This is a genomic window from Bacillus sp. JS (assembly GCF_000259365.1).
Taxonomy (GTDB): Bacteria; Bacillota; Bacilli; order Bacillales; family Bacillaceae; genus Bacillus; species Bacillus stercoris.
In genome coordinates this window covers 2104585-2129877 of sequence record NC_017743.1, presented here as the reverse complement: position 1 = coordinate 2129877, position 25293 = coordinate 2104585, and the positions used below count along the sequence as shown (strand labels likewise).

The 25293-nt window shown below is 38.2% G+C and carries 29 protein-coding genes and 7 pseudogenes; 26 read left to right on the top strand and 10 right to left on the bottom strand.

The features are described from left to right. Positions 1-80: 80 nt before the first annotated feature. A complete protein-coding gene (locus MY9_RS10495) occupies positions 81-863 on the top strand; it encodes a VLRF1 family aeRF1-type release factor (protein ID WP_014664252.1) in 783 nt (260 codons plus the stop codon). A gap of 137 nt (positions 864-1000) precedes the next feature. Continuing rightward, entirely contained in the window at positions 1001-1537 is a 537-nt protein-coding gene (locus MY9_RS10490) for a DUF420 domain-containing protein (RefSeq protein ID WP_003231280.1), read from the top strand. An 88-nt stretch (positions 1538-1625) separates the two neighbouring features. On the opposite strand, the gene MY9_RS10485 is transcribed toward MY9_RS10490, so the two are convergent. Further along, positions 1626-2303, bottom strand: a complete 678-nt coding sequence (locus MY9_RS10485) for a lysozyme family protein (RefSeq protein WP_014664251.1) — start codon at positions 2301-2303, stop codon at positions 1626-1628. Between the two features lie 192 nt (positions 2304-2495). Here MY9_RS10485 and czrA point away from each other — a divergent pair, with 192 nt between their 5' ends. After that, positions 2496-2819: a Zn(II)-responsive metalloregulatory transcriptional repressor CzrA gene (gene czrA / locus MY9_RS10480; protein ID WP_003231284.1), complete on the top strand. Its 324-nt coding sequence runs from the start codon at positions 2496-2498 to the stop codon at positions 2817-2819. Positions 2820-2845: 26 nt separating this feature from the next. Here czrA and csk22 read toward each other — a convergent pair whose 3' ends face one another. Beyond that, positions 2846-3391: a mother cell-specific sporulation protein Csk22 gene (csk22, locus tag MY9_RS10475; RefSeq protein ID WP_014664250.1), complete on the bottom strand. Its 546-nt coding sequence runs from the start codon at positions 3389-3391 to the stop codon at positions 2846-2848. Between the two features lie 206 nt (positions 3392-3597). Between csk22 and MY9_RS10470 the strand changes: the two genes are divergently transcribed. From MY9_RS10470 to csaA, 7 genes are all read left to right on the top strand, one after another. Beyond that, positions 3598-4536 carry a helix-turn-helix transcriptional regulator gene (locus MY9_RS10470; RefSeq protein WP_014664249.1) on the top strand — a complete coding sequence of 313 codons (939 nt, stop codon included), beginning with the start codon at positions 3598-3600 and terminating at the stop codon, positions 4534-4536. A gap of 53 nt (positions 4537-4589) precedes the next feature. After that, positions 4590-5072, top strand: a complete 483-nt coding sequence (locus MY9_RS10465; protein WP_014664248.1) for a GyrI-like domain-containing protein — start codon at positions 4590-4592, stop codon at positions 5070-5072. A gap of 77 nt (positions 5073-5149) precedes the next feature. Further along, positions 5150-5851, top strand: coding sequence for an MBL fold metallo-hydrolase (locus MY9_RS10460; RefSeq protein WP_014664247.1), 702 nt, complete (start codon positions 5150-5152; stop codon positions 5849-5851). A gap of 5 nt (positions 5852-5856) precedes the next feature. Then, entirely contained in the window at positions 5857-6432 is a 576-nt protein-coding gene (locus MY9_RS10455) for a TetR/AcrR family transcriptional regulator (protein WP_014664246.1), read from the top strand. Between the two features lie 76 nt (positions 6433-6508). Then, positions 6509-7252, top strand: a complete 744-nt coding sequence (locus tag MY9_RS10450) for a GNAT family N-acetyltransferase (protein ID WP_014664245.1) — start codon at positions 6509-6511, stop codon at positions 7250-7252. A 14-nt stretch (positions 7253-7266) separates the two neighbouring features. After that, positions 7267-7992 carry a helix-turn-helix domain-containing protein gene (locus tag MY9_RS10445; RefSeq protein WP_080478332.1) on the top strand — a complete coding sequence of 242 codons (726 nt, stop codon included), beginning with the start codon at positions 7267-7269 and terminating at the stop codon, positions 7990-7992. Between the two features lie 64 nt (positions 7993-8056). Further along, entirely contained in the window at positions 8057-8389 is a 333-nt protein-coding gene (gene csaA / locus MY9_RS10440) for a chaperone CsaA (RefSeq protein ID WP_014664243.1), read from the top strand. Positions 8390-8756: 367 nt separating this feature from the next. Here csaA and MY9_RS21755 read toward each other — a convergent pair whose 3' ends face one another. After that, positions 8757-8999, bottom strand: a complete 243-nt coding sequence (locus tag MY9_RS21755) for a hypothetical protein (RefSeq protein WP_014664241.1) — start codon at positions 8997-8999, stop codon at positions 8757-8759. Then, positions 8974-9324 carry a winged helix-turn-helix transcriptional regulator gene (locus MY9_RS10430; protein ID WP_014664240.1) on the bottom strand — a complete coding sequence of 117 codons (351 nt, stop codon included), beginning with the start codon at positions 9322-9324 and terminating at the stop codon, positions 8974-8976. Before MY9_RS10430 ends, MY9_RS21755 begins: the two co-directional genes overlap by 26 nt. A gap of 169 nt (positions 9325-9493) precedes the next feature. On the opposite strand from MY9_RS10430, the gene MY9_RS10425 reads away from it, so the two are divergent. Further along, positions 9494-10240 carry an SDR family NAD(P)-dependent oxidoreductase gene (locus tag MY9_RS10425; protein ID WP_014664239.1) on the top strand — a complete coding sequence of 249 codons (747 nt, stop codon included), beginning with the start codon at positions 9494-9496 and terminating at the stop codon, positions 10238-10240. A gap of 433 nt (positions 10241-10673) precedes the next feature. On the opposite strand, the gene MY9_RS10420 is transcribed toward MY9_RS10425, so the two are convergent. Next, positions 10674-10856 carry a hypothetical protein gene (locus MY9_RS10420; RefSeq protein ID WP_014664238.1) on the bottom strand — a complete coding sequence of 61 codons (183 nt, stop codon included), beginning with the start codon at positions 10854-10856 and terminating at the stop codon, positions 10674-10676. 145 nt (positions 10857-11001) lie between these two features. Between MY9_RS10420 and MY9_RS10415 the strand changes: the two genes are divergently transcribed. From MY9_RS10415 to MY9_RS10400, 4 genes and pseudogenes are all read left to right on the top strand, one after another. Further along, positions 11002-11253 (top strand): hypothetical protein, encoded by a 252-nt coding sequence (locus MY9_RS10415; RefSeq protein WP_014664237.1) that lies wholly within the window; start codon positions 11002-11004, stop codon positions 11251-11253. 168 nt (positions 11254-11421) lie between these two features. Further along, positions 11422-11910, top strand: coding sequence for a hypothetical protein (locus tag MY9_RS10410; RefSeq protein WP_014664236.1), 489 nt, complete (start codon positions 11422-11424; stop codon positions 11908-11910). 268 nt (positions 11911-12178) lie between these two features. Next, a pseudogene (locus MY9_RS10405) lies at positions 12179-12431 on the top strand (SunI/YnzG family protein). Between the two features lie 58 nt (positions 12432-12489). After that, positions 12490-13044: pseudogene (locus MY9_RS10400) on the top strand (SMI1/KNR4 family protein). A gap of 111 nt (positions 13045-13155) precedes the next feature. Here the strand turns inward: MY9_RS10400 and MY9_RS21905 are convergent. Together MY9_RS21905 and MY9_RS21900 are read right to left on the bottom strand one after the other, a co-directional pair. Continuing rightward, positions 13156-13266 (bottom strand): annotated as a pseudogene (locus MY9_RS21905) (hypothetical protein); the annotation flags it as partial. Positions 13267-13517: 251 nt separating this feature from the next. Continuing rightward, on the bottom strand, positions 13518-13757 hold the full coding sequence (locus MY9_RS21900; RefSeq protein ID WP_081483625.1) for a hypothetical protein: 240 nt from the start codon (positions 13755-13757) through the stop codon (positions 13518-13520). Between the two features lie 72 nt (positions 13758-13829). On the opposite strand from MY9_RS21900, the pseudogene MY9_RS10395 reads away from it, so the two are divergent. The 4 genes and pseudogenes from MY9_RS10395 to MY9_RS10370 all read left to right on the top strand — a co-directional run bounded on the left by MY9_RS10395 (position 13830) and on the right by MY9_RS10370 (position 17511). After that, positions 13830-14171, top strand: a pseudogene (locus MY9_RS10395) (hypothetical protein). Between the two features lie 91 nt (positions 14172-14262). Further along, positions 14263-14577, top strand: coding sequence for an XkdW family protein (locus MY9_RS10390; RefSeq protein WP_014664233.1), 315 nt, complete (start codon positions 14263-14265; stop codon positions 14575-14577). A gap of 830 nt (positions 14578-15407) precedes the next feature. Continuing rightward, positions 15408-15743 (top strand): hypothetical protein, encoded by a 336-nt coding sequence (locus tag MY9_RS10380; protein ID WP_373925666.1) that lies wholly within the window; start codon positions 15408-15410, stop codon positions 15741-15743. 478 nt (positions 15744-16221) lie between these two features. Next, entirely contained in the window at positions 16222-17511 is a 1290-nt protein-coding gene (locus MY9_RS10370) for a Na+/H+ antiporter NhaC family protein (protein ID WP_014664230.1), read from the top strand. A 133-nt stretch (positions 17512-17644) separates the two neighbouring features. Here MY9_RS10370 and MY9_RS21570 read toward each other — a convergent pair. Then, positions 17645-18204: pseudogene (locus MY9_RS21570) on the bottom strand (transposase); the annotation flags it as partial. 752 nt (positions 18205-18956) lie between these two features. Here MY9_RS21570 and xynA point away from each other — a divergent pair. From xynA to MY9_RS10350, 4 genes are all read left to right on the top strand, one after another. Then, positions 18957-19598 carry an endo-1,4-beta-xylanase XynA gene (gene xynA / locus MY9_RS10365; protein WP_014664226.1) on the top strand — a complete coding sequence of 214 codons (642 nt, stop codon included), beginning with the start codon at positions 18957-18959 and terminating at the stop codon, positions 19596-19598. A gap of 457 nt (positions 19599-20055) precedes the next feature. Continuing rightward, positions 20056-20958 carry a CPBP family intramembrane glutamic endopeptidase gene (locus tag MY9_RS10360; RefSeq protein WP_014664224.1) on the top strand — a complete coding sequence of 301 codons (903 nt, stop codon included), beginning with the start codon at positions 20056-20058 and terminating at the stop codon, positions 20956-20958. Positions 20959-21145: 187 nt separating this feature from the next. Next, positions 21146-21340 (top strand): hypothetical protein, encoded by a 195-nt coding sequence (locus tag MY9_RS10355; protein WP_014664223.1) that lies wholly within the window; start codon positions 21146-21148, stop codon positions 21338-21340. Positions 21341-21426: 86 nt separating this feature from the next. Further along, on the top strand, positions 21427-21828 hold the full coding sequence (locus MY9_RS10350; RefSeq protein ID WP_014664222.1) for a UPF0715 family protein: 402 nt from the start codon (positions 21427-21429) through the stop codon (positions 21826-21828). An 86-nt stretch (positions 21829-21914) separates the two neighbouring features. Here MY9_RS10350 and MY9_RS22120 read toward each other — a convergent pair. Then, positions 21915-21989 (bottom strand): annotated as a pseudogene (locus tag MY9_RS22120) (hypothetical protein); the annotation flags it as partial. A gap of 149 nt (positions 21990-22138) precedes the next feature. Between MY9_RS22120 and MY9_RS21435 the strand changes: the two are divergent. Beyond that, positions 22139-22218: pseudogene (locus MY9_RS21435) on the top strand (hypothetical protein). Next, positions 22208-22561, top strand: coding sequence for a hypothetical protein (locus MY9_RS21565; RefSeq protein ID WP_014664221.1), 354 nt, complete (start codon positions 22208-22210; stop codon positions 22559-22561). The pseudogene MY9_RS21435 and the gene MY9_RS21565 overlap by 11 nt, the downstream one beginning before the upstream one ends. Positions 22562-23165: 604 nt before the next feature. On the opposite strand, the gene MY9_RS10330 is transcribed toward MY9_RS21565, so the two are convergent. Beyond that, positions 23166-24602, bottom strand: a complete 1437-nt coding sequence (locus tag MY9_RS10330; RefSeq protein ID WP_148267353.1) for a flavin monoamine oxidase family protein — start codon at positions 24600-24602, stop codon at positions 23166-23168. Between the two features lie 128 nt (positions 24603-24730). Here MY9_RS10330 and MY9_RS10325 point away from each other — a divergent pair, with 128 nt between their 5' ends. After that, positions 24731-25285 carry an SMI1/KNR4 family protein gene (locus MY9_RS10325; protein ID WP_041521358.1) on the top strand — a complete coding sequence of 185 codons (555 nt, stop codon included), beginning with the start codon at positions 24731-24733 and terminating at the stop codon, positions 25283-25285. Positions 25286-25293: the final 8 nt, after the last annotated feature.

The window sequence follows — 25293 nt, the reverse complement described above, 5'->3', positions numbered from 1 at the left end:
TAGAAATTAGCGCTAAGTCAGGTTTGATCATTTTTAAGAGAGGAAAAAGAAAACTAACCTGTGAAAAAGGAGGAAGCGGAATGGCGATTGATTCATTGATTAACAAATTACAATATGTCCAATTGGAACCGCCGGATAAAATTCTCTCCCTGTATCTCAATACAGATACGAGAGATCCAGATCAGCAGAGGGGGGAATGGAAGATTGCCCTAAAGTCAGGATTCAGCCGATTAAAAGAGTATTTGGCTGCTAGTAATCCAGAGGAGGAGAAGTGTCTGGATGGAATCAGAGCTAAAATGAATCAATACCTGAATGCAATGGGAAAAGACATGCCCCGCAGTCTCGTGTTTTTTGTTTCCGACAGTGGCATATGGGAAGCGATTAAGCTTCAAGTCCCTGTAGATACTAGATTTTACTGGGAAGAAACAGCTGTCCTGGATCAGCTAAGGGATTTGCGCCAAACATACCCAAGTACGGCGTTTATTTTAACTCAGCAGCATGAAGTGAAAATTATTGAAACCGTTTTAGGGGAAATTGAGACGGTGGAGCGTTATGAGTATGATATGATCAATGAGTCTTGGAAGAATTGCCGTTCCGCTGTAAACAAAGCGGAAGCATTTGAAGAGAACCGGATGAGGGAACATGTAACAGAGAACCAATCGAGACTATATAAGCGGCTGGCTGCCAGCCTAGATCAAAAAGCTGCTGCGAAAAGATGGGAACGAATGGTCATCGCCGGGGATAAAGAAACGGCTGATATCTTGGATCAGCATATGAATAAACCCATTCATTCGAAAATTCAAAAGAACCTGCTGAATGAAAATGAACATAAGGTCATTGAACATCTGATAAAAGAAGCGTAAACCTAACAGGGCCGGGGCTAATAGCCGCCGGCCTTTGAAGTGTGTCTAATTTCTGACGAAGCAGTCGAAAACGTTGACATCTTCTTTGAATTTGCATACGATTTGGATAGCCAGTACAAATTAGGAGAGATCACCAAATGAATCAAACAGAAAATAAACCGAAAAATTACACGGGGATTGTCCTCACGCTGACAGTTCTGATTAACGGTTTAATCGCAGTGCTGTTTTTTATGCCTAAATTAGATCAGTTCAGCCATGCGAATATTCACATTTTGCCCATGCTGAATGCGATATTCAACAGCTTTACGTTTATCTTCTTATTGGCCGCGCTGATTATGATTAAACAGAAAAATATTAAAGCTCACAAACGCTTTATCTTAGCCGCATTCACAACAACATTACTATTTTTGATTTGCTATGTGACTTACCACTCGATTGCGGAAAATACGCTTTATGGCGGAGAAGGTATTATGCGTCCGATTTACTTCTTTATTTTAATTACACATATCTGCCTTTCTGCAATCATTGTGCCGCTTGCGCTGTTTACGCTGATCAGAGGCTTCAGCATGCAGGTAGAGCGCCATAAAAAAATCGCCAGATGGACAATGCCTTTATGGCTGTATGTAAGCCTTACAGGCGTTATTGTATATTTGATGATTTCACCATATTATTAAAAGCCATACTGAGTATGGCTTTTTTACATGTAAACATGACAAAAGCCCAAATTCATGTTTGGGCTTTTATCAGCAAATTGATAGACTCTTATTCATGAGCCTTGGATTCCATGGTTTCAAGTGTTGCAACCTGCATAGATTCTTCAACAGTTTTTGTTTTTTCTTTTACTTTTTCTGCATACGTATAATCACCGTAGCAATACGGATAGCGGAAATTGTTCATGTTTCCCCCGCAAGTATACAGATCAGGATTTTTTTTGACTTGCTGCTCGGAGTATTGTTTTGCCAATTCCTCAGTATGCGTTCCTCCATGTTCAGCTACAAAATCAATGTAACCTGCCCCCATGTTGTAGCTTTGAATAATGGTATCCAAATCCACACCTTTTTCCTTACCGGTCTTGTACATGAGGGTAAATTGCTTGATGCCTTGTTTAACACTGAGTTGAGGGTCTGTTATCTCATTGCGTTTTAACCCCAGAGATTCAGAGGACTGCATGGGATCATTGCCTTTTCCTTTTGACTCCTGATACATCATGCCTAATATGAGTGATGTATAATGAGAGAGTCCTTGGCTTTCAAGCTCTTCTTCCACCAAGGGTTTGTAATCGGTTAAACGTTCCAAAACAATCGTTTTTGTATCGATCGGAAGTTTTTTGATTAAATCCCTGTTAAAAAAAAGCAATACCAATAAAAAAGAGGCGATGACAAAGACAAAAATCATCATAAAACCCGCAGCAGCGAAACAGCCTTTTCTCTTTTTCTTCACTGTGTTTCACCCTCAATGTTTGGAGCAGTATGACCTTTTTATTATGACATAGAACGATAAATCAGACCAAGTAAAAACCTAATTTGAAACATAAATTTAAACTATGAGATTGAAATGGAATACAAGCAGGCTGTTTTGCACTCAAGCGCATTTGTTATAAGATAAAATTATGAATAAAGAAAGGTGATACATATGACTGAATTTAGAGAAACGGAACAATCGGCTGCTGATCTGGACGAGGAGACTTTGTTTCTAGTAGCGCAAACATTCAAAGCGCTTTCTGATCCTACCCGAATCAGAATTCTTCATTTATTGTCACAGGGTGAACATGCAGTAAACGGAATTGCAGAAAAGCTGAATTTACTGCAGTCTACAGTGTCCCACCAGCTTAGATTTTTAAAAAATCTCCGGCTTGTCAAATCGCGCAGAGAAGGAACATCAATTTATTACTCTCCGGAGGATGAACATGTTTTAGATGTTCTTCAGCAAATGATCCATCATACACAGCATGATTGAAAAAGACATCCTTGCTTAACTCGCTGTTAGCGGGCAAGGATGTCTTTTTCTTTATTGTGTCTGTGCTGTTCGAGTTCGTTTCGGCTAAGCTTGATGACAAAAGAGGAAAAACCGATATAATAAACGGCTATCAGAAAAAAGACGCCAATTGTCAGAGGGTCCGTTCCGATTGACTGACTGTATGATCCAAGGCTGTTTAGATCAGGTGAGGTAAGATAAAGCTCCGTCACTCGATACAGAAATCTTGATAGAAATAAAGTTAAGAGAATCATCTCTACCCAAATATGAGTCCGAAAATAGATCTTTCCTCTGCGTTTTTTAAAGGAGATGTTTTTCTTAGCGAAAAAGACAAGGAGCCATCCGCCAAGAATACCCATAATGAGATATCCATATAAAAAAGGGTGGATGAGGCTGAAGATTGAAAGCACAAAAGCAAACAGCGAGAAAAGAATGATGCGGGTGAACAGCCAGCGGGGCTTCAGCGGCTGGTATCCGATGGACCTTTTAATTTTTTTATACAGAAAAAAGATGATGATCATGGCAGGATAAACGCTTTGAAGTGTAAAATGCATGATGTGAAATCCCCTCCGTTGAGAAGTGTATGCTTATCCGGTTGGAAATAGTAGCTGAAATCAAATACTGAACACAAAAAAGAAGGGGGAACCCCTGTTTTCATAACATATGCGAGGTGTATGTGGCCGCATAATAGATATGCCCAAGCTTTATCAAAATGTTATGATTGTTTTGATGGGAAATACAAGAAGAAAAGGTGCGCAGAATGAAACTGGAACGTTTGTTAGCGATGGTTGTATTATTAATCAGCAAAAAACAAGTGCAGGCTGCTGAACTTGCTGAGCTGTTTGAAGTATCAGTCAGAACCATTTACCGTGATATTGAGACGATCAATAGGGCTGGTATTCCAATTGTGACCTCACAGGGCTCCGGGGGCGGAATTGGCATTATGGAGACGTATCGGCTTGAGAGAGAGTGGCTGAAGGAGGAGGAGCTGTTTGCGATCGCTTCTGCTTTGCAGAGTGTTTCATCTATGCACGAACCTGTTTCTCACAGCACAGCTTATCAAAAAATCAAGCACCTCATACCTGAGCAGTCAGCCGAAGCATTTAAGCACCAAACTGAAAAATGGTTTATTGACATGACGGCTTGGGGCCAGACTGAGGATCAAAAGGCGCTTCGTGAGAAAATCAGCGCCGCCATCGATCGATTGTCAACGATATCTTTTACATATACAAGCGCAAGCGGGGAAACATTACTTCGGGAAACTGAACCTTATACATTGGTTTGCAAGGCGGGGCACTGGTATTTATATGCCTACTGCCTGGTAAGAAATGATTTTCGTTTTTTTAAACTAAACCGGATGAAAGATCTGGCCATCTTACATCAGACCTTTATCAGAAAAGACATTCAGCTGGACACTTTGCCATGGGATAAGAGATGGTACCAAAAGGACCGTTTAACTGAATTGGTTATTCTTGTTCAGCCGGCAGCACGTCAGCGCATAGGTGAATGGTTCGGATACGATGTCCTTCACTGTGATGAAAATGAAATCTGCCGGGCAGTGATTTCGCTTCCTGAAGATCAATGGCTGATCGGTTTTTTGCTCCAGTTCGGAAAGGATATTGAGGTTCTGCAGCCTCTTCATATACGGGATAAAGTAAAAGAAACCATTCATCACATGCAAAAAATATATGAAACCTGACACACTGCTGTCAGGTTTCTTTGTCTATAATCTTAAAAAAAGGAGGAGATCGTATGGGCTTTTCACATATGACACACTTAGACCGGAAACGATTTGCCGGACTTTCACAACGGACAAGCAACGCACTGGAAATGACGGAAGAAAGGAGGATTCCGGCACTGTGGGACCAATTCTGGAAGCAGGATATGAGCGTTCTTTTATCACAGGGAGAAAAAGACCAGAGCATTATTGCCTTATATTCGAATTATGAACAGGAGACAAATGGGCTTTACACATTTTCAATCGGAACGTTTCAGGAATACGACGACATCCTTCCGGAACCATATGAAAACATTGATTTGCCGGCTTCCGCTTATGCCGTTTTCACTTCCAGAATCGGTCCTATTGAAGAGATTGTGCTTGAGACGTGGAAGGAAATTTGGACGTGGGATAAGCGACATCTGCGCACGTTTACAGGTGACTTTGAGGTGTATGATCGAAGTGCTGCAGTGCCACAGCGGGCACAAGTTAACATTTATGTAGCGATAAAAAAATAATAAACTCTTGAAAAACTAATGGCATTAGTTAATAATAAAACTAACGCCATTAGTTTTTTGTTAGGGGGAATAAAAAGATGAGAATGACTCAGTATCAAACCGTTTGGCAGCTGACTTTTTTTCCAGCATTGTTTCCAGTCAATTGCTATTTAGTAGAGGAAGAAAACGAAGTCACCCTTATTGATGCCGCGCTTCCAGGCAGCTATAAAGGAATCATTCAAGCTGTGAATCAGATTGGAAAACCGCTTCAGCATATTTTACTGACTCATGCACATGGGGACCATGTTGGATCACTGGATACATTGGCACAAACATTTCCGCATGCGAAGGTCATGATCTCGGAACGGGATTCATTCTTGCTTCAAGGTGACACATCCTTGCGGCAAGATGAGCCGCAGACGCCTATAAAAGGAGGTATTCCGAAACACATACAAACAAAGCCTCACCAACTGCTGACGGGCGGTGAAACAATTGGTTCCCTGCTTGCCATCCCTACACCCGGCCATACACCAGGCAGCATGTCATTTCTTGATACAAGAAACGGCACTTTAATAGCAGGGGATGCGCTTCAGTTGCGCGGAGGAGTCGCTGTATCAGGCCAGATAAAATGGACGTTTCCTTTTCCCGCTTTCGCCACATGGAATAAGGAGGAGGCCATCAAAAGTGCACAATTGCTCGCCGATAAGGCGCCTTCCTGTCTCGCTGTCGGACATGGAAATTTCCTGCGATCACCTACAGAGCGGATGAGACAGGCAATCCAAAAAGCAAAGAAAGGATGATGAGCATGTCACCGAGAATAGGATTAACCCAAAAAATGATTATAGATACTGCAGCTGAGATCGCTGATCAGGAAGGGGTAAATGGTGTCTCACTTGCAGCGCTTTCTAAAAAAATGAATGTACGCCCTCCGTCATTGTATAACCATATCAACGGGCTGCAAGCAATCAGAACAGAACTTGCTGTCAGAGGACTGACAAAGCTTTTTGATCAAATGGCGGACTCCGTAACGGAACGAAAGGGAGATTCCGCTATGCTTTCTTTAGCTCATGCATATGTTGATTTTGCAATTAAAAATCCCGGATATTATGAAGCGGCTCTGCTTAAGGTTCAGGACAAAAGAGCGGAAATCGCTTCAAATCAAATTGTCCGTCTTGTGACAGAGCTGCTCATTGAAAACGGCTATGCAAGTGAAAAGACTGCCATTCATGTGACAAGGGGGCTTAGAAGCCTGCTGCATGGCTTTGCTGCTTTAATTGCAAAAGAAGCATTTGAACGCGAGGAGAACATTTCAGAAAGCCTGTCATTTTCAATTAGAACGTTTTTGTCAGGTTTATTAATAAGCAATAAAACTATTATGTAAACCTATAAAAGGTGTCTTATATTTCTGAATATTGTATAATGTCAAGGAAGTATACATAGGGGAGAGGCATTATGCAATGGATGACATTCACAAGATTGAACGGTTAGCGGCAGCTTCATGGCCGCCTTATATTCAAAAAAACATAGGGCAATGGCTTCTCAGAGCGAATTTTGGCGTAACCAAAAGGGCAAATAGTGTATGGACTTCTGCGGATATGCCTGAAGGTGATTTTCAGCTTGAGGCCGAACTTTTTTATCAAAGTTTAGGCTTGCCTGTTTGTTTTCATATTAGCAACGCATCACCGAAAGGGCTTGATGACGCATTGGCAGAAAGCAGATATGAAAAGGTTGACGAGTGCTTCCAAATGACGGCGTTGTGCCGGTCGATTATGAGCCGAACAAATGACAACAGCCGATTTACATACAAGTGGGAACAAGAGCCATCATCTGTTTGGATAGATGAATTTATTCAATTAGAAGGGTTTTCGCCCGAGCGTCACCAAGGTTACAAACACATTTTCGAACGCATGCCGCCGTGTAAAACTTTTTTTAAGATGTATGACAAAGGAAGCCTGACAGCGCTTGGCACGGTTTCTGTTATTGATGGTTATGGCGGACTTAGTAATATCGTTGTAGCCGAGGAGCACAGAGGAAAAGGGGCGGGAACCCAAGTGATCAGGGTGTTGACTGAATGGGCAAAAAACAACGGAGCGGAACGCATGTTTTTACAAGTGATGAAAGAAAATCTGGCGGCAGTTTCGTTATATGAAAAAATCGGATTCTCGCCTATATCGGAACACCATTACCGGATGAAAAGATGACCAAAGAAAGGGGGTTGCTGATGGAATCGCTTCAAGAGATTATTTGCGAAAAACGGACATACACACGCCTATATCATTCACATAAGCACGCGTACAGCCAATTTCTATTTCCGCTTCAAGGAAGTATAGATCTTGAGACTGAGGGGCGCCAGGTGAAATTAAATCCGGATCATTTTTTATATATTCCTCCGGAGTGCGAGCATCGCTTCCGTTCTATCGGAAGAAATGAATGTCTTGTACTGGATGTTCCGCTTCATGCAATGAAAATTGATGAGTATCGTGCAGGATCGGGAATTGAAGCTGCACTCGATCCTTTCTGGTCTTCGATCAGGTACTTGCTGACAGAGGAAGCAAAGGCCGGAACAGCCAACTCGCTTCATATGCTAGTACAATACATAAAAGAAAAGCTTCAATCCCATAGCTACGCTTCAATTGCATACATTCACAGCCATTTATTTGAGCGGCTGACGATTAAGAAGCTGGCAGAAATCGAGCATTATCACCCAGCTTACTATTCAAGCTGGTTCAAAAAACAGACAGGGAAGTCCCCGCAGAACTATATTGCCGACCTTCGCCTTGAGGAAGCAAAACGAATGCTGATGGAGAGAAATGAAACTCTTACCGTTGTGAGCGAGGCGCTGGGCTTTCAAAACCTTTCTTCTTTTACCAGATGGTTCACAAAAAGCACAGGAATGCCGCCCCGCCTGTATCGAAACACCTTATATTCAGATAAAAAATAATGGCTCTTTGGTTAAGCGAATCTTGAATATCTCCTTTACAATAGGAGAAAAAGGAGTTATTGATATGGCAGTCATTGAAGACTTTGAGAAATTGGATATCAGAACGGGAACAATTGTAAAAGCGGAAGAATTTCCTGAAGCAAGAGTACCGGCAATCAAGCTTGTAATAGATTTTGGGACGGAAATCGGCATAAAACAATCGAGCGCGCAGATCACGAAGCGTTACCAGCCGGAAGTTCTCGTCAACAAGCAAGTCATAGCAGTCGTGAACTTTCCGCCCCGCCGGATCGCTGGATTCAAATCGGAAGTCTTGGTCCTTGGCGGCATTCCCGGCCAGGGCGACGTCGTTCTGCTGCAGCCAGATCAGCCTGTTTCAAACGGAACAAAAATCGGATAACACAAAAAAGACGTTTGCCTAAGGCAAACGTCTTTGCGTATTGAGGCGATGCACCACACGCCACATTCGTGTGTGCCGTAAAGGCATGTACATCGGCTTACACAATTCAGCTCATCGCTATATGAATATAGCATGGCGGGCGTAGGAATGCAAGGTAAATTTGTAATTGTGAGTGAATTTGTTGTCAGAAATCGTCACCGTTTTGATAATGTGAATAAAACCTGTTAAATCAATAAACACGTACTAAATAATAAGGTGAATACAGGGGAGTAGTGTGACCTGAATTTTTAATTCAGGTCTTTTTTATGCACAAAAAAATGCTTATCTAGAGATCATAGGCATTAAATATTATTATCAATATCTTCATTTATTTTTTGGCTAAGTTTCTGAACCTTCTCTTTAACATTTGAAACAGTCTTTTTTGAATCTCATCAAAGTTCTCTTGAATATAGTCCATGACACTTCTTATTAAAACTCCGCTTTCAAAATTGAATATCTCATTTATTTCTGACTGTTCTTCATCTGTTAGGTGATGGTATTGAAGTTGTTTAGCATTTACTTCAGCAGCTACATCAATCCTAACTTTAGTTGTCTGGTTGTACAATTTCATATTCGCCTTCTGCATACTCTTGCTCCGCATAATGGCTTCCCCATTGACATAGCTCCTGCAAGATAGGTTTAAGAGATTCTCCAAGTTCAGTGGATGAATATTCAACCTTCGGCGGTACTTGATTATACATCTTTCTGCTCACAAGTCCACTGGCTTCAAGCTCTCTAAGTGTTTGAATCAGCATTTTCTGAGTTATATTTGGGATAATGCGCTTTAATTCACTCGTTCTCTTTGGTCCATTCATTAAAAAGTATAATACAAGGCCTTTCCATTTTCCACCAATAACTTCCTTTGTCACTTCAAACCCACAGCTAAATTTTTTCATGTCGAAAGCTCTCCATTCCACATTTATTACTTTTTAGTTACTATATCACAAAAAAGTGGGTACTTCCGATAAAGTGCTTACTGAAGGATACTATATCTTGTAAGTTGTTCTTCAAGTACTTAAAGGTACTAGCCATAAAATAAAATTAATTCTAAAGGAGTGTTAAAGTATGGGTAAATTTGAAGGTAAAATAGCGCTTGTAACGGGTGGAACAAGCGGGATTGGTCTTGCTACAGCACAAAAATTTGTAAACGAAGGTGCATATGTTTATATCACGGGACGTAGACAAAACGAACTTGATAAAGCTGTTAATCAAATTGGCAAGAACGTAACCGGTGTTCAAGGTGATATATCTAAGCTTGAAGACTTAGACAAACTATATGACATTATAAAGCAGGAAAAAGGTAAGTTGGACATTCTTTTTGCTAATGCAGGCATCGGCAACTTCCTTCCATTAGGTGAAATTACTGAAGAGCAGGTTGATAGGACGTTCGACATTAACGTTAAAGGAACCATCTTTACTGTTCAAAAAGCGTTATCACTATTCCCGGACCAAGTAGGTTCTATTATTGTAACGGGCTCTACTGCTGGATCAATTGGCAACCCTGCGTTTAGTGTATATGGAGCATCTAAAGCAGCATTAAGAGCACTAGTTCGCAACTGGATTCTTGACCTAAAAGGTACTGAAATCCGTGTAAATGTGGTTAGTCCAGGAGTTATTCTTACACCTGCATACGATGAGCTTTTTGGTGATGCACTTGAAGGAGCAATGGAAAATACCAGAAATACTGTCCCAGCTGGAAAAGTTGGGACACCTGAAGAAGTAGCAAACGCTGTATCTTTCCTTGCTTCAGACGAAAGCAGTTACTTGACGGGTGTTGAATTGTTCGTAGATGGCGGGCTAGCACAGGTATAATTTCACTGCGCAGAGATTACAAATAGTCCCCAAAAAAGGTTAATGGGGATTTACTTGAAGAAGTCGTATAAAAAAGTCGTTTTCCTTAAAGGACAGGGAATTCGACTTTTTTATGTTTGAATTTGATTAACGTTGTAAATTTGCATTTACCTGGGGCTACCACTAAATGACCTGTAAAAAAGATTACTTTGTGAATAAATGTACTTAAAGTAACGGGGGCGTTAATTGAAGAACAAACAACACCGTTGTTGTAGTAAATGAGGTCATTTGTTGTACAAAAAAAGGATAGTTGAATACAGGCATTTTCACCCTGTTCATCTATCCTCTTTTTTTGTTTATAAAATGTGTGACATTTTATTTGGTTGCTTAATTATTAATAATATTAAACATTTTATTGGATTTTAATAAAAAATAATATCCCTGTCCTTGTATTCTAATACTTTTGAAAATATTTAAAGGAATCCTTATGTCCTGAATAACCACAAATGCTGCATACATAATCACCTGTGCTTGTACCAAGGTAATACTCTTTATCAGGTCTATTAGGATGGTCACAAGGTGGATTCCCTTTTTCTTTCCAAGCTTTTCTTAACTCAGCTGCTTCGCTCATTTGCATACTAGTATTCTCCTTTCCGGTTGTATAAAATAGTATATACCTACCAGAGTAATATATTCCAATTAAACAAAATCTATGTAAATGAACCATTTGAAACAGGAGAATAAGGAGACTTTCGCTTCTTTTCTAAAGGATTACTTGCCTCTTGACTGAGCCTAACACAGAACCAGCTAATGTTTTAGAATCTTTACTGTATCTTCCATCTCTTAAGACTTTAGATGCCAGTTTTGCAGTTTTCGGGCTTGACGTCTTCTTTTTACTAGGTTTCCCGTTTTTTCTTTTCGATGAAGCGCTTGTCTTCTGGGGCGGGTTTGTTGTTGTTTATTTTGTTTTAGCTTTGATTGCTTCCTTACTCTTTAGAAATGTTGGTTCTAGCAGCAGAAGATATCAGGCGTAACTCAATCTGGTCATTTAAACAATAAAATATCCTTTATCTTGAATACATCCCAAATATAAAGTATCCTGTAGATGTATTTAGTTGGTGTATCAACCACTATAGGCCAGAGAGTTCCCTCACACACTCTCTGGCTTTTTGTTTCGTTTTAACTTGGAAGGAGACAGTAATGTGTGGAAAACTTTAAGACAATTATTCAAGAAACAGAAGAATCAAAGTCCAATCGATGAAGATTATATACAGATTCCAGAAAAGGATATCAATCAAGTATTAAAACAAGTGATATTTGAGTTGGAGAGCCTGGGGGAGGCAGTATCCGAAAAGCTGCAGAATAAGTACGCAGGTGTTTTTGAAGCTCAGGGTAAACCAAATCTCAGCATCAAAGTTTGTAGAGACATAGATGGAGATCTAATAAATGATTTAACGGCTGAGAGATGCTTGGAAAAAGAATACCGTTCACAAATAACCATTAATTATTATCAACCTGCAAAAGCCTATGATGAAGATTTGGACTGTTTCACAATTGATTTATGGTATTACTATGGTGGCTTTGTAGGAAGCGGTTGTGGAACATTATTGGATTTAAATAATAATGACTTAGAAAAAGAAATTGAAGAGATGCTAATATTTTTTCTCAATTATAAACAATCCGAGAAATAAAAAGAAAGCCACAAAGGCTTTCAATTTGGTCAGTCTTCTGTAATACATCCGTAGATGCATATGAATCATTTGAGCTGCCAGGCGCCAACGATAAGCTCAAAGTGATGCTGCAAAACCTAATAATCTCTATTTATATAGGTAAACCATCAATCGATATAACCCAGTATCCAATGATTGCGAATTTAATTTTACCTTAATATCACCGCATTAAAACTTCCAGGCGCATGTTAGAATTTCACTGAATTCATAGTCAAAAGAAGAATGTTTTATGCTCGGGATCAACGTTGAAAAATCTAAATGAAAACTTAATTATCAAATGGCAGCTATCCAAAATTGAAATTCCAATCAGAGAAATTAACGATATGTTCCTTGATCCAAAATATGGGAGAGAGAAGAAAAGCGCAATAAGGATTGGGTTTCCTTATGGCTACGGAAGGATAGTAATTAAAACAGCAAATAACACTTATATTATGTTCACCACTAATGCTGCTTCAATTATGAGTAAAATTGTTAATGCTTAAAGTTTCATTTGCCATGTATTTGTGATTATAAATAGCTTTTATATATGGGGTGATTTATTTGACTAGCTTTATTCATAGGACTGTAAACGGTTTGAAAAGTCTCTTAGATGAAAAAGGAGCCATTAAATTATTTTGTTCTGAAGGTTATATCATGGAGTTCCTTGTTACATTTTCACAGGACAAAGCAACCCTGAATGACATTCAAAGCTTTGAGGCGAAACACCAGCTTACCCTTCCAGATGATTATCAGAAGTTTATTACACTGCATAATGGTGCGAAAATTTTTCAGATACTTGCTGATGGGTAGAACATAGGTGGGGGACTTTATTTATTTAGCCTTGAAGAGATTGAAGAAGAATTAAAATATGAGGATTTGTTTGAAGGCATCAATGGCATCCCAATTGCTCACTTATTAGAAGGCTGCCACTTGATGATCGACAAAGATAAATTAGATGAAGGTGATCCCAACTATCTTTATATTTTAGAAATAGGTGAGTATACACCATTAAATTTAAATTTTGAGATATTTCTAGACCGGTATATACAATCAAATGGGGAAGCTTTTTGGGTATGGCAGTACTATACAGCAGAAAATTATTATAGAACACGATAGCACGTTGTATAAGACAGTCTGATTTAGCTGTCTTTTTTTGTTATTCAAATAAATGATATTGGTAAAATTTACATAGAGTAAAAATGTAAGGAGAATATTATGAAGTTTGAAAGGAGAGACATTATAGCTTGGGTGATACTCACCTTTAGGTAAGAATTGATCTATGTTGAATTGCTCGATGATGTCATCAAACTCAGAAAATAAAGTGAACCTACCACACATGTTCATCATCCTTTTAAAAAATGGTTATCTATACATAAGGAGTCACTATTTTACCTAACGAGAAGCAATTAGATTTAATCTGGATATATTTATTGGTTTTGCAGGATGACGGATTCAGGAAACAGACAACCTTTAATTGATGCTTTTATTGAATGGAATGAATATATGAGTGATTAAGGCTGACTAGTTGAAAAATTTCATTTTATAGTTTAAATGGATAAATGTGGGGTGATTTCCGAATGTCCACAATTTTACGTTTGGAGGAGGATTAAAGTGTAAGTCAATGATACGATGAATAAAAAATACGAAATATAAGAAAGTGCCTTTGACGAACTTGTTCTATGTTTTTGGAATGTATAGATAAGTGCAAAACCCAAGAAGAAAACTGTTACAAACCAAGAAGTGTATTCTGGAAAGATGGCAACCAGCAAAACCATGATTGTTGAAAAAATAAATGAAGAGTAATGAGTAACTTTATGATCATTATTCAAAAAAATCACCTCTACAGATTTTTACCCAATTAAGTTTGTATTAAAACATTATATAAAAAGGAGAATAGAAAAATGCCAAACATTATTTCTAAAGTGCAAGATGAAAATTAAATTTATCAAAAAAGATTTATACATACCGTTGATTAATTTTGAACTACTTAGAGACAAGAACGAATATTATGTAAATATCCTTTGCGAGCTGTATAAAAATGACCCTTATTTGTTTAACAGAGCATTAAAAGAGGATACGTGGTTAATCAGCCAATTGTATTTGATGAGGCCATTGTACGTTACTTTAATGTAGAAGAGTTAGTTATTGTACATAGAACAGTCGGCAAGAGGTTCAATGTTAATGTGAAAATGAAGAAGCTGCCTGACGGCTTTACATTGCAAACAATAGATATGTGGCTGTGAAGTGAAATTGTTTAATTATAGTAAACTCTTTACCTATATAATGAAAATATGATAGAATATAGAAGAGTTTGATAATTGAGGAGATGTTTTTGTGGAGTTTAAAGTTGGTCAAGACGTATCAGAAATTTGGAATATTCATGGATCGATTCTTCCGGAAGTTTTAATGTATATGTTCCCTCATTCAGACGAATCTTATCATTGGGAATTTGTAAATGATAACGGGAGACATATCTTTACTGCTTGGAGAAAAAGTGAACCTATTCCTACAGTAGAGGAAATTGAAAAAGCAGCAATTGAGCTTGAAGAGAAGAAAAATGCGCCTAAGCCAAAAACTCTTGAAGAAAGAGTTGCTGATTTAGAAAAACAAGTGGCTTACTTAACGAGTAAGGTTGAAGGAACAAACTAACAAAGAGTCCCTTATAGGGGCTTTTTATATTAAAAATGATAATTTTATTTTGAAATCGAAAGAATAGTTAATCTGTCGCTTATATACCCGAAGAACATAAAACTGTTTCAAAAGCGGTTTGGGTATGTTGAATGGAAGCGGCTATAAAAAGGGGTGAAATGTCATTAAAAGTTTAGTTTTATTGTCCAGCTTTTTCGGGGTTGTGCTATCAATTATAGGGCAATTATTTGGAATCCTGACAGATTTCTTTATTCCAGGTATTGCACGGCTTGTGGGGGTTTTAGCTGGCCTCCTAGTATTACTTTGCTTGAAGTCAAGAAACACAGAAATGCAGGCATTTATAGTGGGTTCAAGTACCGCGTTAGGAATAATGGGTGCAGGGATTTTATATTTTCCCGCTGCGATTGTCAACGTCTTAATTGGGTTCAAACTAAACAAAAAGTTAAAGGATGAAAACACTAAGAAGCAGATCTGAATTGACTGCTTTTTGTTTATTGGAACTATGGGAAATTATAGTATAATAGTAATAAAATAATTATTTTATTCATTGTGAGGTTTAGAGTGTGTTTAAAGAAAGAGGTCAAATAGGTTAAGAATTTGGCGCTGAAGAAATTGCCGACTACTTAAAATCAAAGAGTTATAAACCAAAAATGAAAGTTAGTCACTATCGAGATCATTTTGGTGGCTCTATAACCTTTTGGCACAGATATTATATCATTTGAGAAATTGTCGATATCTAACATATGAAAAAGATGGAAAGGGTGCTCTATAATTATAAAAAGCATGAAAGGATTGTGATTAGGTTGGTAAATGTAAACTCAAGTCAACTTATGTATGATCCAAAATTCTTAGCATTTTGCAGCTTGGCTACAGAAGGGTATGGAGGGAATAATCCAACTCCTTCATCCGTTGGTTTTAGTGAATTCTGTGAAAAACTTGAGAAAAATGAGGTAGTAGAACCCGAGAATAAAAAAAGCTCACTTGACCTAAATAAGTCTTTAGATTATTGGAAATCAAGATTAAATGGTGGAGACAGCCTTTCTGCATTGGATTCGCAGTTATTAGATATGATCAAAAAAGCTTACAACTTAGGCATGGTTAATAAAGATAATATGCTGTTGCGAAACGAAGCAATTAATGCTTATAAAAATTCAATTTACATATAAAACAGGGACCAGTTTAATAAAGTGCTGGGCGTTTTTCTTATTGAAATCATTTTCTTGTAAATTCTTCTCATATTCTCTGAAATTGTTTTGTCTTGTTTGAATAACAGTTGCTACAACCGCAGATTGAGTTGGTGCATATAGAGGAAGGGTATGAACCCTTTCCTTACTGTGTTTTCTGCCGAATATCGTTGTTGCCAACTTCCCCAAAGTTTAATAAAAAAGTTTTAATTTTTAGATATTCCCGCTTAAACACACCTCATCAAACAGTTGTATTTGCATATTGTACTTTCCAAATAATCTGTTGATAAGAGTGTTTTTTCCTCACCTTGAATAATCCTTCTTTCTTTTCTGTTATTAATTTAATAAATACTAATACTATTTTTCAGCTTGACTTTTTTACTGTAGCCTTTTAAAGTATGGAATGTTGTTTAGACTATGTTTAACGGTTTTGATATTGAAATTAGAGGTGGCTACTTAGATGAAACAGAATGGAAATCCTTGGGCGCTATTGCCGCTAGTTTTATTTGTAGGTCTTTTTGTCGGCTCTGGTGTATTGACTGGAGATTTCTATAAATTACCAATATTGATTGCGGCAATTATAGCATCAGCTTTCGCGCTATCATTTAACCAGAAGCAATCGCTCAATCAGAAAATTGAATGGTTTGCTTCCGGTGCGGGACATCCTGATATTATTATTATGGTTATCATTTTTATATTAGCAGGTGCTTTTGCTTCTGCAGCTGAAGCGATGGGAGCGGTACACTCAACCGTCAACCTTGCTTTGAGCATTATTCCGCAGCAGTTTATACTGCCAGGGCTTTTTATCATTGCTTGTTTTATTTCTGTTTCGATGGGAACATCAATGGGGACGATTGCGGCAGTTGCTCCAATTAGCGCTGGTATGAGTGGAGAACTGGGCTTGTCTTCTGCAGTCGCAATTGCAGCTGTTGTCGGCGGAGCTATGTTTGGAGATAATCTTTCTTTTATTTCGGACACCACCATCGCGGCAGTACGTTCACAAAAAACACAAATGATGGATAAATTTAAAACGAATTTTTTGATCGTTTTGCCTGCTGCTATCATAACTATCATTTTATTATTTTTTATACCGACAGGACACATAGGACATACTGGAGCTGAATCTTACAGCTGGTTTAAAGTACTTCCTTATGTTGCCGTGTTAGTCTTTGCGTTAATTGGTTTTAATGTGGTGGCTGTCATTTTTGGCGGATTGATCTTAACAGGAATTATAGGGTTTGTAAGCGGCAGCTTAACGCTTGAGTCTTATTTTAAAGCAATTACAGATGGAATTGCCGGAATGTCTGATCTTATCGTCCTTTCAATGTTAATTGGCGGAATGGTCGGTGTCATGAAACAAAACGGCGGGATTGACTTTTTACTGGGAGTCATTTCTAAAAAAATCCATTCGAAAAAAGGTGCTGAAGCCGGTATTGCCGGATTGGTCAGCGTTACTAACCTAGCTACTGCCAATAATACGATTGCTATTATTACAGCCGGGCCGATTGCCAAAAATATCTCTGATGAATTTAAAATCGACAATCGAAAGTCGGCAAGTATCTTAGATATCTTTTCCTGCATGATACAAGGTTTAATTCCTTATGGAGCGCAGATGTTATCGGCCGGGAAGTTTGGAAATGTTTCACCCGTCAGCATCTTGCATTACTCCTTCTATCCTGTTTTAATCGGGATCTGTGGCATTATAGCAATTATATTCGAACTACCAAAATTCACAAGAAATACGAAGTGAAGATAAAAAAGGTACCAAATGGTACCTTCAGCTTGTAGAGAAAACGATGTTTATCTACAAGCTTTTTTGTTTTATACAGTTTCTTTAGATATTCATCAGGTTTCAGAGATGCAGAAAAAGCGCTCCCACATGCCTAGCCCTGCTTGGCTAGGTATGTGGCAATCTTCTTCATGTTCTGGCATGCGGCTGTGAGGAGAACTTGTTCACTCACATTTCGTTTTCCCCTCAACCTGCAATAGCGAAGCCCATGCAGCTGTTTTGAATCTGCAAAGCTTCGCTCTATTTTTTCTTTCTTTTTTTGTAGAGGTTTTTTCCTGAAACAGACAAGCGATTTTGTCTGTCCTTTTTTTTATGATCTTCCCAAACATGCCGAGTAATCACTTTCTGCCGATTCTTTGATTTTGTACAGTTTTCAAGCAGCGGGCATGCGGAACAGATTTCAGGATTTGATTTGTATGATCGGTAGCCTTTTCGGTCAGTTGTTGAGTATGTAAGTGTTTGGTGATTTGGACAAATGTATCTGTCTTGTTCACTGTCATAATGAAATTTCCATTTTGGACACAAGCCTCGGATAGAGTGTTAACGTCTATGTGCGATGACACCAAAGATTTGGCGGTCAGATAATCCTTTACAGATCGGAGTCGTTAAATATCCGGAATCAAGGGCGACGGCTTCTACTTGAAAACCAAATCGTGTCTTAATATGTGGCCTGACGAAATAAAAAAGCGATGAACTGCGCTGTGTAAGGCTTTGTCATACCTCTTTGACCACACCACATTCGTGTGTGCCGCAAAGGGCATGTACATCGGCTTACACAATTCAGCTCATCGCTATCTGAATAAAGCATGGAGGGCGAAGGAATGCAAGGATTACTTTGTTAATGCGATTGAAAACGTGATAAAACTTTTCTTATTTTGTCTAAATTAATCGTGAGTAATTCTATAACTATAGTGAATTCAAAAGGTCTTACGCACAGTGAGCGAGCGGTTTAGAGGCAATTGACTGACTTTCTTTATACATAACATGGAAGACACAGTAAACAATCATATAAGCTAATTTTTTGGACAAGAAACGTTGCATTAGAGCTTGAAAGTCAAGATCACTACCTGGATCAGCTACAATAATTTCAAAATCTCTCATGAATATCACCTTTATACGAAATGGTTCCAATGGGAATTCGTTACAGATGTTACTCCATCAGATTTAGAAACAAGAATTGTGATCCTGCGAAGAAAGAATTAGAATATGGCAGAACAAAACCATCTATAATATGATTTTTAGGTATTTGTAATTAAATTACAAATACTTTTAATATTCACTCGTGAATTCGTGGTATTATACTGAAGGGAACGATCAAAAGCTATGGCGTTAGTCATTAGAATATTTTAAATATATACAAGTGCTACCTCATGACAAAGTCAGAAAAAAATTATAGGAGGTAACAAATGTTTAAGTTTAAAAAGAATTTCTTAGTTGGATTAACGGCAGCTTTAATGAGTATAAGCTTGTTTTCGGCAACCGCCTCTGCAGCTAGCACAGACTACTGGCAAAATTGGACTGATGGTGGCGGAACAGTAAACGCCGTCAATGGGTCTGGCGGGAATTACAGTGTTAATTGGTCTAATACCGGAAATTTCGTTGTTGGCAAAGGCTGGACTACAGGTTCGCCATTTAGGACGATAAACTATAATGCCGGAGTTTGGGCGCCGAATGGCAATGGATATTTGACTTTATATGGTTGGACGAGAGCACCTCTCATTGAATATTATGTAGTGGATTCATGGGGTACTTACAGACCTACCGGAACGTATAAAGGTACTGTAAAGAGTGATGGAGGTACATATGACATATATACAACGACACGTTATAACGCACCTTCCATTGATGGCGATCGCACTACTTTTACGCAGTACTGGAGTGTTCGCCAGTCGAAGAGACCAACCGGAAGCAACGCTACAATCACTTTCAGCAATCATGTGAACGCATGGAAGAGCCATGGAATGAATCTGGGCAGTAATTGGGCTTACCAAGTCATGGCGACAGAAGGATATCAAAGTAGTGGAAGTTCTAACGTAACAGTGTGGTAACAGATGATCTTTAATCAGGGATAGCTAACGAGCTGCTGATGATCGTTCCTTTAATCATTGTTTATTGTCAGTTACTAAGAGGCGATGGTCTTTTAGTTGAATCTTAATATATGCCTCGGATATTAGTAGGGTAAAGGTCGTTTTCTACTCCGGCCTTGGTATTGCTGGAGGTAGGGTATTCTCAAAGAAACGTACAATGGCCTTGTTAATTGACCGCGTATCCCTCTCACTTTATTGCGAAGCGAAAGAATGGTTTAGCTGACGCCGAATATACTCGAAGAACTTAGAAGCGCATCTGTAGCATGAAAGCAGAGCGTTTTTTTTATGGAGAACTCAATAAAACAACATTTTTTAATGAAAATAAAAGTAGTGGGATTAGAGTAAATACAGCTTTAGAACGTATAGGGACAGTAGGGATAATAGTGCTTAGCATGAATGATCTGAAAGGGGTATTCAAATGCAAATTTATTTGACCAAAAGGGGAAAACAAGACAATCATCGTAAATGGTTTGGAACCGTCTTGCTCAGTTGGGGAACGTTCTTATTTGCTTTGTTTATAGCTACTTTAGTCGGTTCAATGGCTAGTCAAGCAGGAGCTTCTAAGCTTTTGCAGCAAGGTATCCAAGCAAGTTTAGTCACATTAATTACTGTCCCGTTACTCTACATTCTTCTTAAACGGATATCTAGTAGACAATTTGACACTATAGGACTGCATGGGTGGCGGCAAGCCATTCCGAAGGTCCTGATAGGGGCAATGTATGTGATTGTATTATCCGGGTCTGGTTTCGCTATCGCCCATTTATTAGGCTGGATCAAAGTTACGCAATTTCACGTCTCTGTCCATTTAGTGACAGCATTTTTCTTGAATATGATTATCGCTTTCTTTTATGAAGCTTTTCCAGAGGAATTAACTTTTCGCGGGACGGTGTACTATGCTCTAAATAAGCGATGTAACTGTTTCACGGCCTTGCTCTTACAGCCGATCCTGTTTGTGCTTGCTCCAATAACTGTAATTGGCTTGCAATATATAGCTGGAATTGAATCATCTGCTATCACATTAGATTACATCATTTTATTGTTGTGTTTTGGATTCATCCTTCAACTTCTGCGTATTGTAACAGGCAGCTTGTGGACGTCTATTGCTTTTCATCTAGCTTTTCTCGAAAATTCTCGGTTTTTCGTTCTGCAGGGGGAGGAGCGTTTTATTACCTACGAAGAAATTGTTCCGGGAACAGGAGTGCTGTTTGTGGTCTTTTTTATGTTGCTTATTGTCGGGACTCTACTATTAATACCTATTGCAATCACTCGCCGAAATACTATTCAATGGCGGAAGAATAAGAAAGACGACCACGATTTTTAATTTCTGAATAAATCAGCAGTTTTACACTTAAAATTAGGCAACAGATTAACCTGGTGAAAATGAACTGAACGTGACTAGCAGTTTAAACAGGATAGACCCAGATGTATGCTCGGTTGTATATATAAGGTAAGATGTACATATATCAACAAAATACTTTTTAAAATTATTTTGATAAGGAGAAATAATTATGAAACAATTTCGGTTTAAGGGTACAGTGGTGTTATTAAGGAATGAATTGTGGTGTCTAAAAGATGAAAATGGCGTTATTCAAGATGCAGGTGAGTTATTAACCGGAATTGATATATTAACGGAAAATAATGTGCCAGGTAGCTTTGAACTTATTGAAGGTGATGAAATTGAAGTCGTTGTTAAAAGAAAATAAAGTGGGATTTTCAGATTAATCAAATAAAACCTAGATTTTAAAGTGGTATTAAGGGGGAGCTGAACAATATTGAAGAAGGTTCTAACATGAAAGGGGTACTAAATATGCAACTTTTAAAGATCTTTATTGTTCATGTCTTGTCTGCATTAACAGCTGCTGTTGTTTATGTTTGGGGAAGTGATTACGATGGCTATATTCCATACTTCTTAATAAGTGTTATTCTCTTTATCTTCTATTTAATCTTTGCTGCACCTGTTCAATATTTTTTGAATCACAATCCAAAAAGGTTTAGCTTGAAATATTTACTCATATACATATTCTTTTCCTTCTTAGTGTGGTTAATCTTTGCTGTAACTACTGACCCAAAGGCAACCATAGGTTTTCTAATGGGATACGAAATTTACTTATTTGGCATTTCATTTGCTCTAATCTTTTGGGTATGGGACTCAGTTTTTCTGCAAAATAAGGAAAAAATAGCAGCTAAGTAATCTAAGTTATATCACCAACTTCTAAATTACCAAAATATTATATAATTAGGTGAAGGGAGGAGAGGGAATGAAAAGGTTAATCGTTTTGACTTTACAGAGCTTTTGAACAGAGTGTAATCACAAACAATTTAAGTATCGTACCCGTTTGTTTCAAATTTCTCGCAAGATTACCTACATAATTTATTCAGCATATTCAAGAATAGCAAATTTCCTTCGATTAGCAATGAGGATTACAAAATTATTATGTCTTCACTTGTTAGGTGATGGAAATAAGACGTAAGAGTCGTTCCATGTGTTTTGACTAGAGTGGATTGAGGACGGACAAGGTTGGATTGAATGGGCGCTATACTTGAAGACCTATATCAGAAAAGGTTTGGGTATGTTGAATAGAAGCGGCTTTAAAAAGGGGGAAGACACCATTAAAAAATTAGTTTTATTATCCAGCTTTTTTGGGATTATGCTATCAATTATAGGGCAATTATTTGGAGCCCTGACAGATTTCTTTATTCCGGGTATTGCACGGCTTATGGGGGTTTTAGCTGGCCTCTTAGTATTACTTTGCTTGAAGTCAAGAAACACAGAAATGCAGACATTTATAGTGACTTCAAGTACTGCATTAGGAATAATAGGTTCAGGAGTTTTGTATCTTCCAGCAGCTATTGTCAATGTCTTAATTGGGTTCACACTAAACAAAAAGCTAAAAGAAGAAAACACGAAGGGGCAGTCTAATTGACTGCTTTTTGTTTAGTGTGACCATGGAAAACAGTAAGAAAATAATCATGTTAAAAATTTTACAGACTTCTTAGAACAAGTGAAGTCGAGTTTTTTCAGGTTATACAAAAAGAAACTTCAAACATTTACGGCTATATCTTAATCGTTGATTCAAAAAGAAAAGGAGAGCTGTCTGATAATCCAGTGTTAATTGGTATAGAGGATGAAAATAAAAATGAGGGTTCCTCAAATTATATTCAAGTAATTGCATTCACTGAAGAAAGATATCTTGAAAACTTTACAGCTGATACCTTTTCTTTTATAGATGGTCTGTTAAACATGAAACCAGATTGCCAATTTTTTATTAAAGAACAGGTATATAATTCAGCTTCTGAGTTCCTGAACTTTGATTTCCCTTTTGATATGACACCTATAGTGCATTTGATTGCACCTTTATGCACAAATGATAAATAAAAACATACATCTTAACAACATTCAAAACAGTGATTTTAACTACCTTTCACAAAAATAATCGAAAAAATTAAAGCGGAAAATGACTAATGAGTGCTTAATTAATTATTACTAATTCAGAATTGCTTGCCCTTTAGTCAGAAGATGAGCATGATCTAAGGTAAGCGATTGACCCCATCAGCAACGCGTATTCCAGATTCAATTGCGCCCTGCATCCACGCATGGGTGAGTGAGGCGTGTTCTCCGGCGAAATGAATTCTGCCCTCAGGGACAGGAATATAGGGATACAGCTCTAATTCTTGTCCTGGTTCGAAAGCTGTAAATCCCCCCGCAGAATAGGGGTGCTGGCTCCAGCTGAAAGAAGCGCCTGATACAAATTCAGACCATACAATATCACCATAGATTTTAGATAAATCCAGTAAAGTATACCGGATACGCTCTCCTTCTGAAAGACTGTCCCATATCAGTGCCTCATCTGCCCATGTATAGCTGGCCAGAATGACAGCATGTCCATTTGCTCCAATATTTCTGCTTGGATAATACGAAAAACGAATCGGTAAATCAGTAATAGATTTGCCGCCGCGCTGCCCGGCTTTTTCCCAAAAACGGCTTTTAAACTCTATGCCGATTTTTGTTGCACTGATATAGTTTAACTCACGGATGGCCCTCCGTTTATAGTACGAGAAAGAATGGTATGGTTCGACTTTTACAAATCGCAAAGTTGAAAAGGGAATGGTTACAATAGCGAGATCAGCTGTAAACGCTGCAAATTCTGCCGATTGTTGATGCTGGCAATGGATCGTAACACGATTTTCATCCTGAGACATTTTCATCATTTTTTGATGGTATAGAATGTTTGTTTTTAATTGGGGAAGAAACGCGTGTGGAAGCAGATCCATGCCGCCTGTTATCTCATAGAAGTGAGCGGGTGATGAAAAAAAGATGGATTCCCGCAATACTTCAACAAGAGACATCCCCATATATGCTTCCATATCCAAAAGTACACCAATCATATCGATCGCGCCATAGGAAAAATATCTATTCAAAAAAGAGCTTAACGAATCATTTTTGTATCGTTCTTCGACAATCCGCCAATTTCTCGCTGGATTTTGATTGATAAAATTTAGAATAGGCTGCAGTACAGAAAGCATCAGCTCTTCAGACGTTTTCCCTTGTTCATGTGGTGCGACTGGGTACCCCAGTATTCCAGGAGCTCGTTCAAACATGTGGAGACGTGTCTTGATTCCATTAGCATAAATGATGTCCAGAGGGGTTCTGTTGATAAATACATTTGTTGGCAATTTAAATTTTTTGATATATTCTAAGGTTAACAAATGGTTATTCGGTATGCGCATCGGTCCAACGTTAAAATACAAATCATCACTAAAAGGAGCTCTCAAAGTGCAGACACGGCCGCCCGCTCTGCCGCTCGCTTCGAGAATCGTTACTCTGTGACCGGCATTTTTCAGCAATGATGCTGATACAAGCCCAGACAATCCAGCTCCTACAACAAGAATATGCTTTGGGTGCTGCGATGCACTAAGGCCATTTCGAATGATCTTCACCATGTCATCATTCTTTAGAAAATTCACTTTTGGGAGGCACCTCTTTTTAGGATTTATTGCATTGTATTCACTGAAAAGGGCGTCTATCACGAATCTGTTCACATCTTTTGGAATTTGAAGGGTTATTGTTAAAAGGAAATAAAGGGGTGATGTATTTGACTAACTTTGTTCATAAGACAGTAAACGGTTTGAAAAGTCTCTTAGATGAAAAAGGAGCCATTAAATTGTTTTGTTCTGAAGGGGATATCATGGAGTTCCTTGTTACATTTTCACAGGACAAAGCAACCCAGAATGACATTCAAAGTTTTGAGGCTAAACACCAGCTTACCCTTCCAGATGATTATAAGAAGTTTATTACACTGCATAATGGCGCGAAAATTTTTCAGATACTTGCTGATGGGGAGAATATAGGTGGAGGACTTTATTTATTTAGCCTTGAAGAGATTGAAGAGGAATTAAAATATGAGGATTTGTTTGAAAGTATCAATGGTATTCCAATTGGTCACTTATTAGAAGGGTGCCATTTGATGATCGACAAAGATAAATTGGATAAAGGGGATCCCAACTATCTTTTCATATTAGGAATAGGGGAATATACACCATTAAATTTAAATTTTGAGATATTTCTAGATCGGTATATAGAATCCAATGGGGCAACTTTTTGGGAATGGCGCTACTATACAGCAGAAAACTACTACAGAACAAGATAGCTCTATGT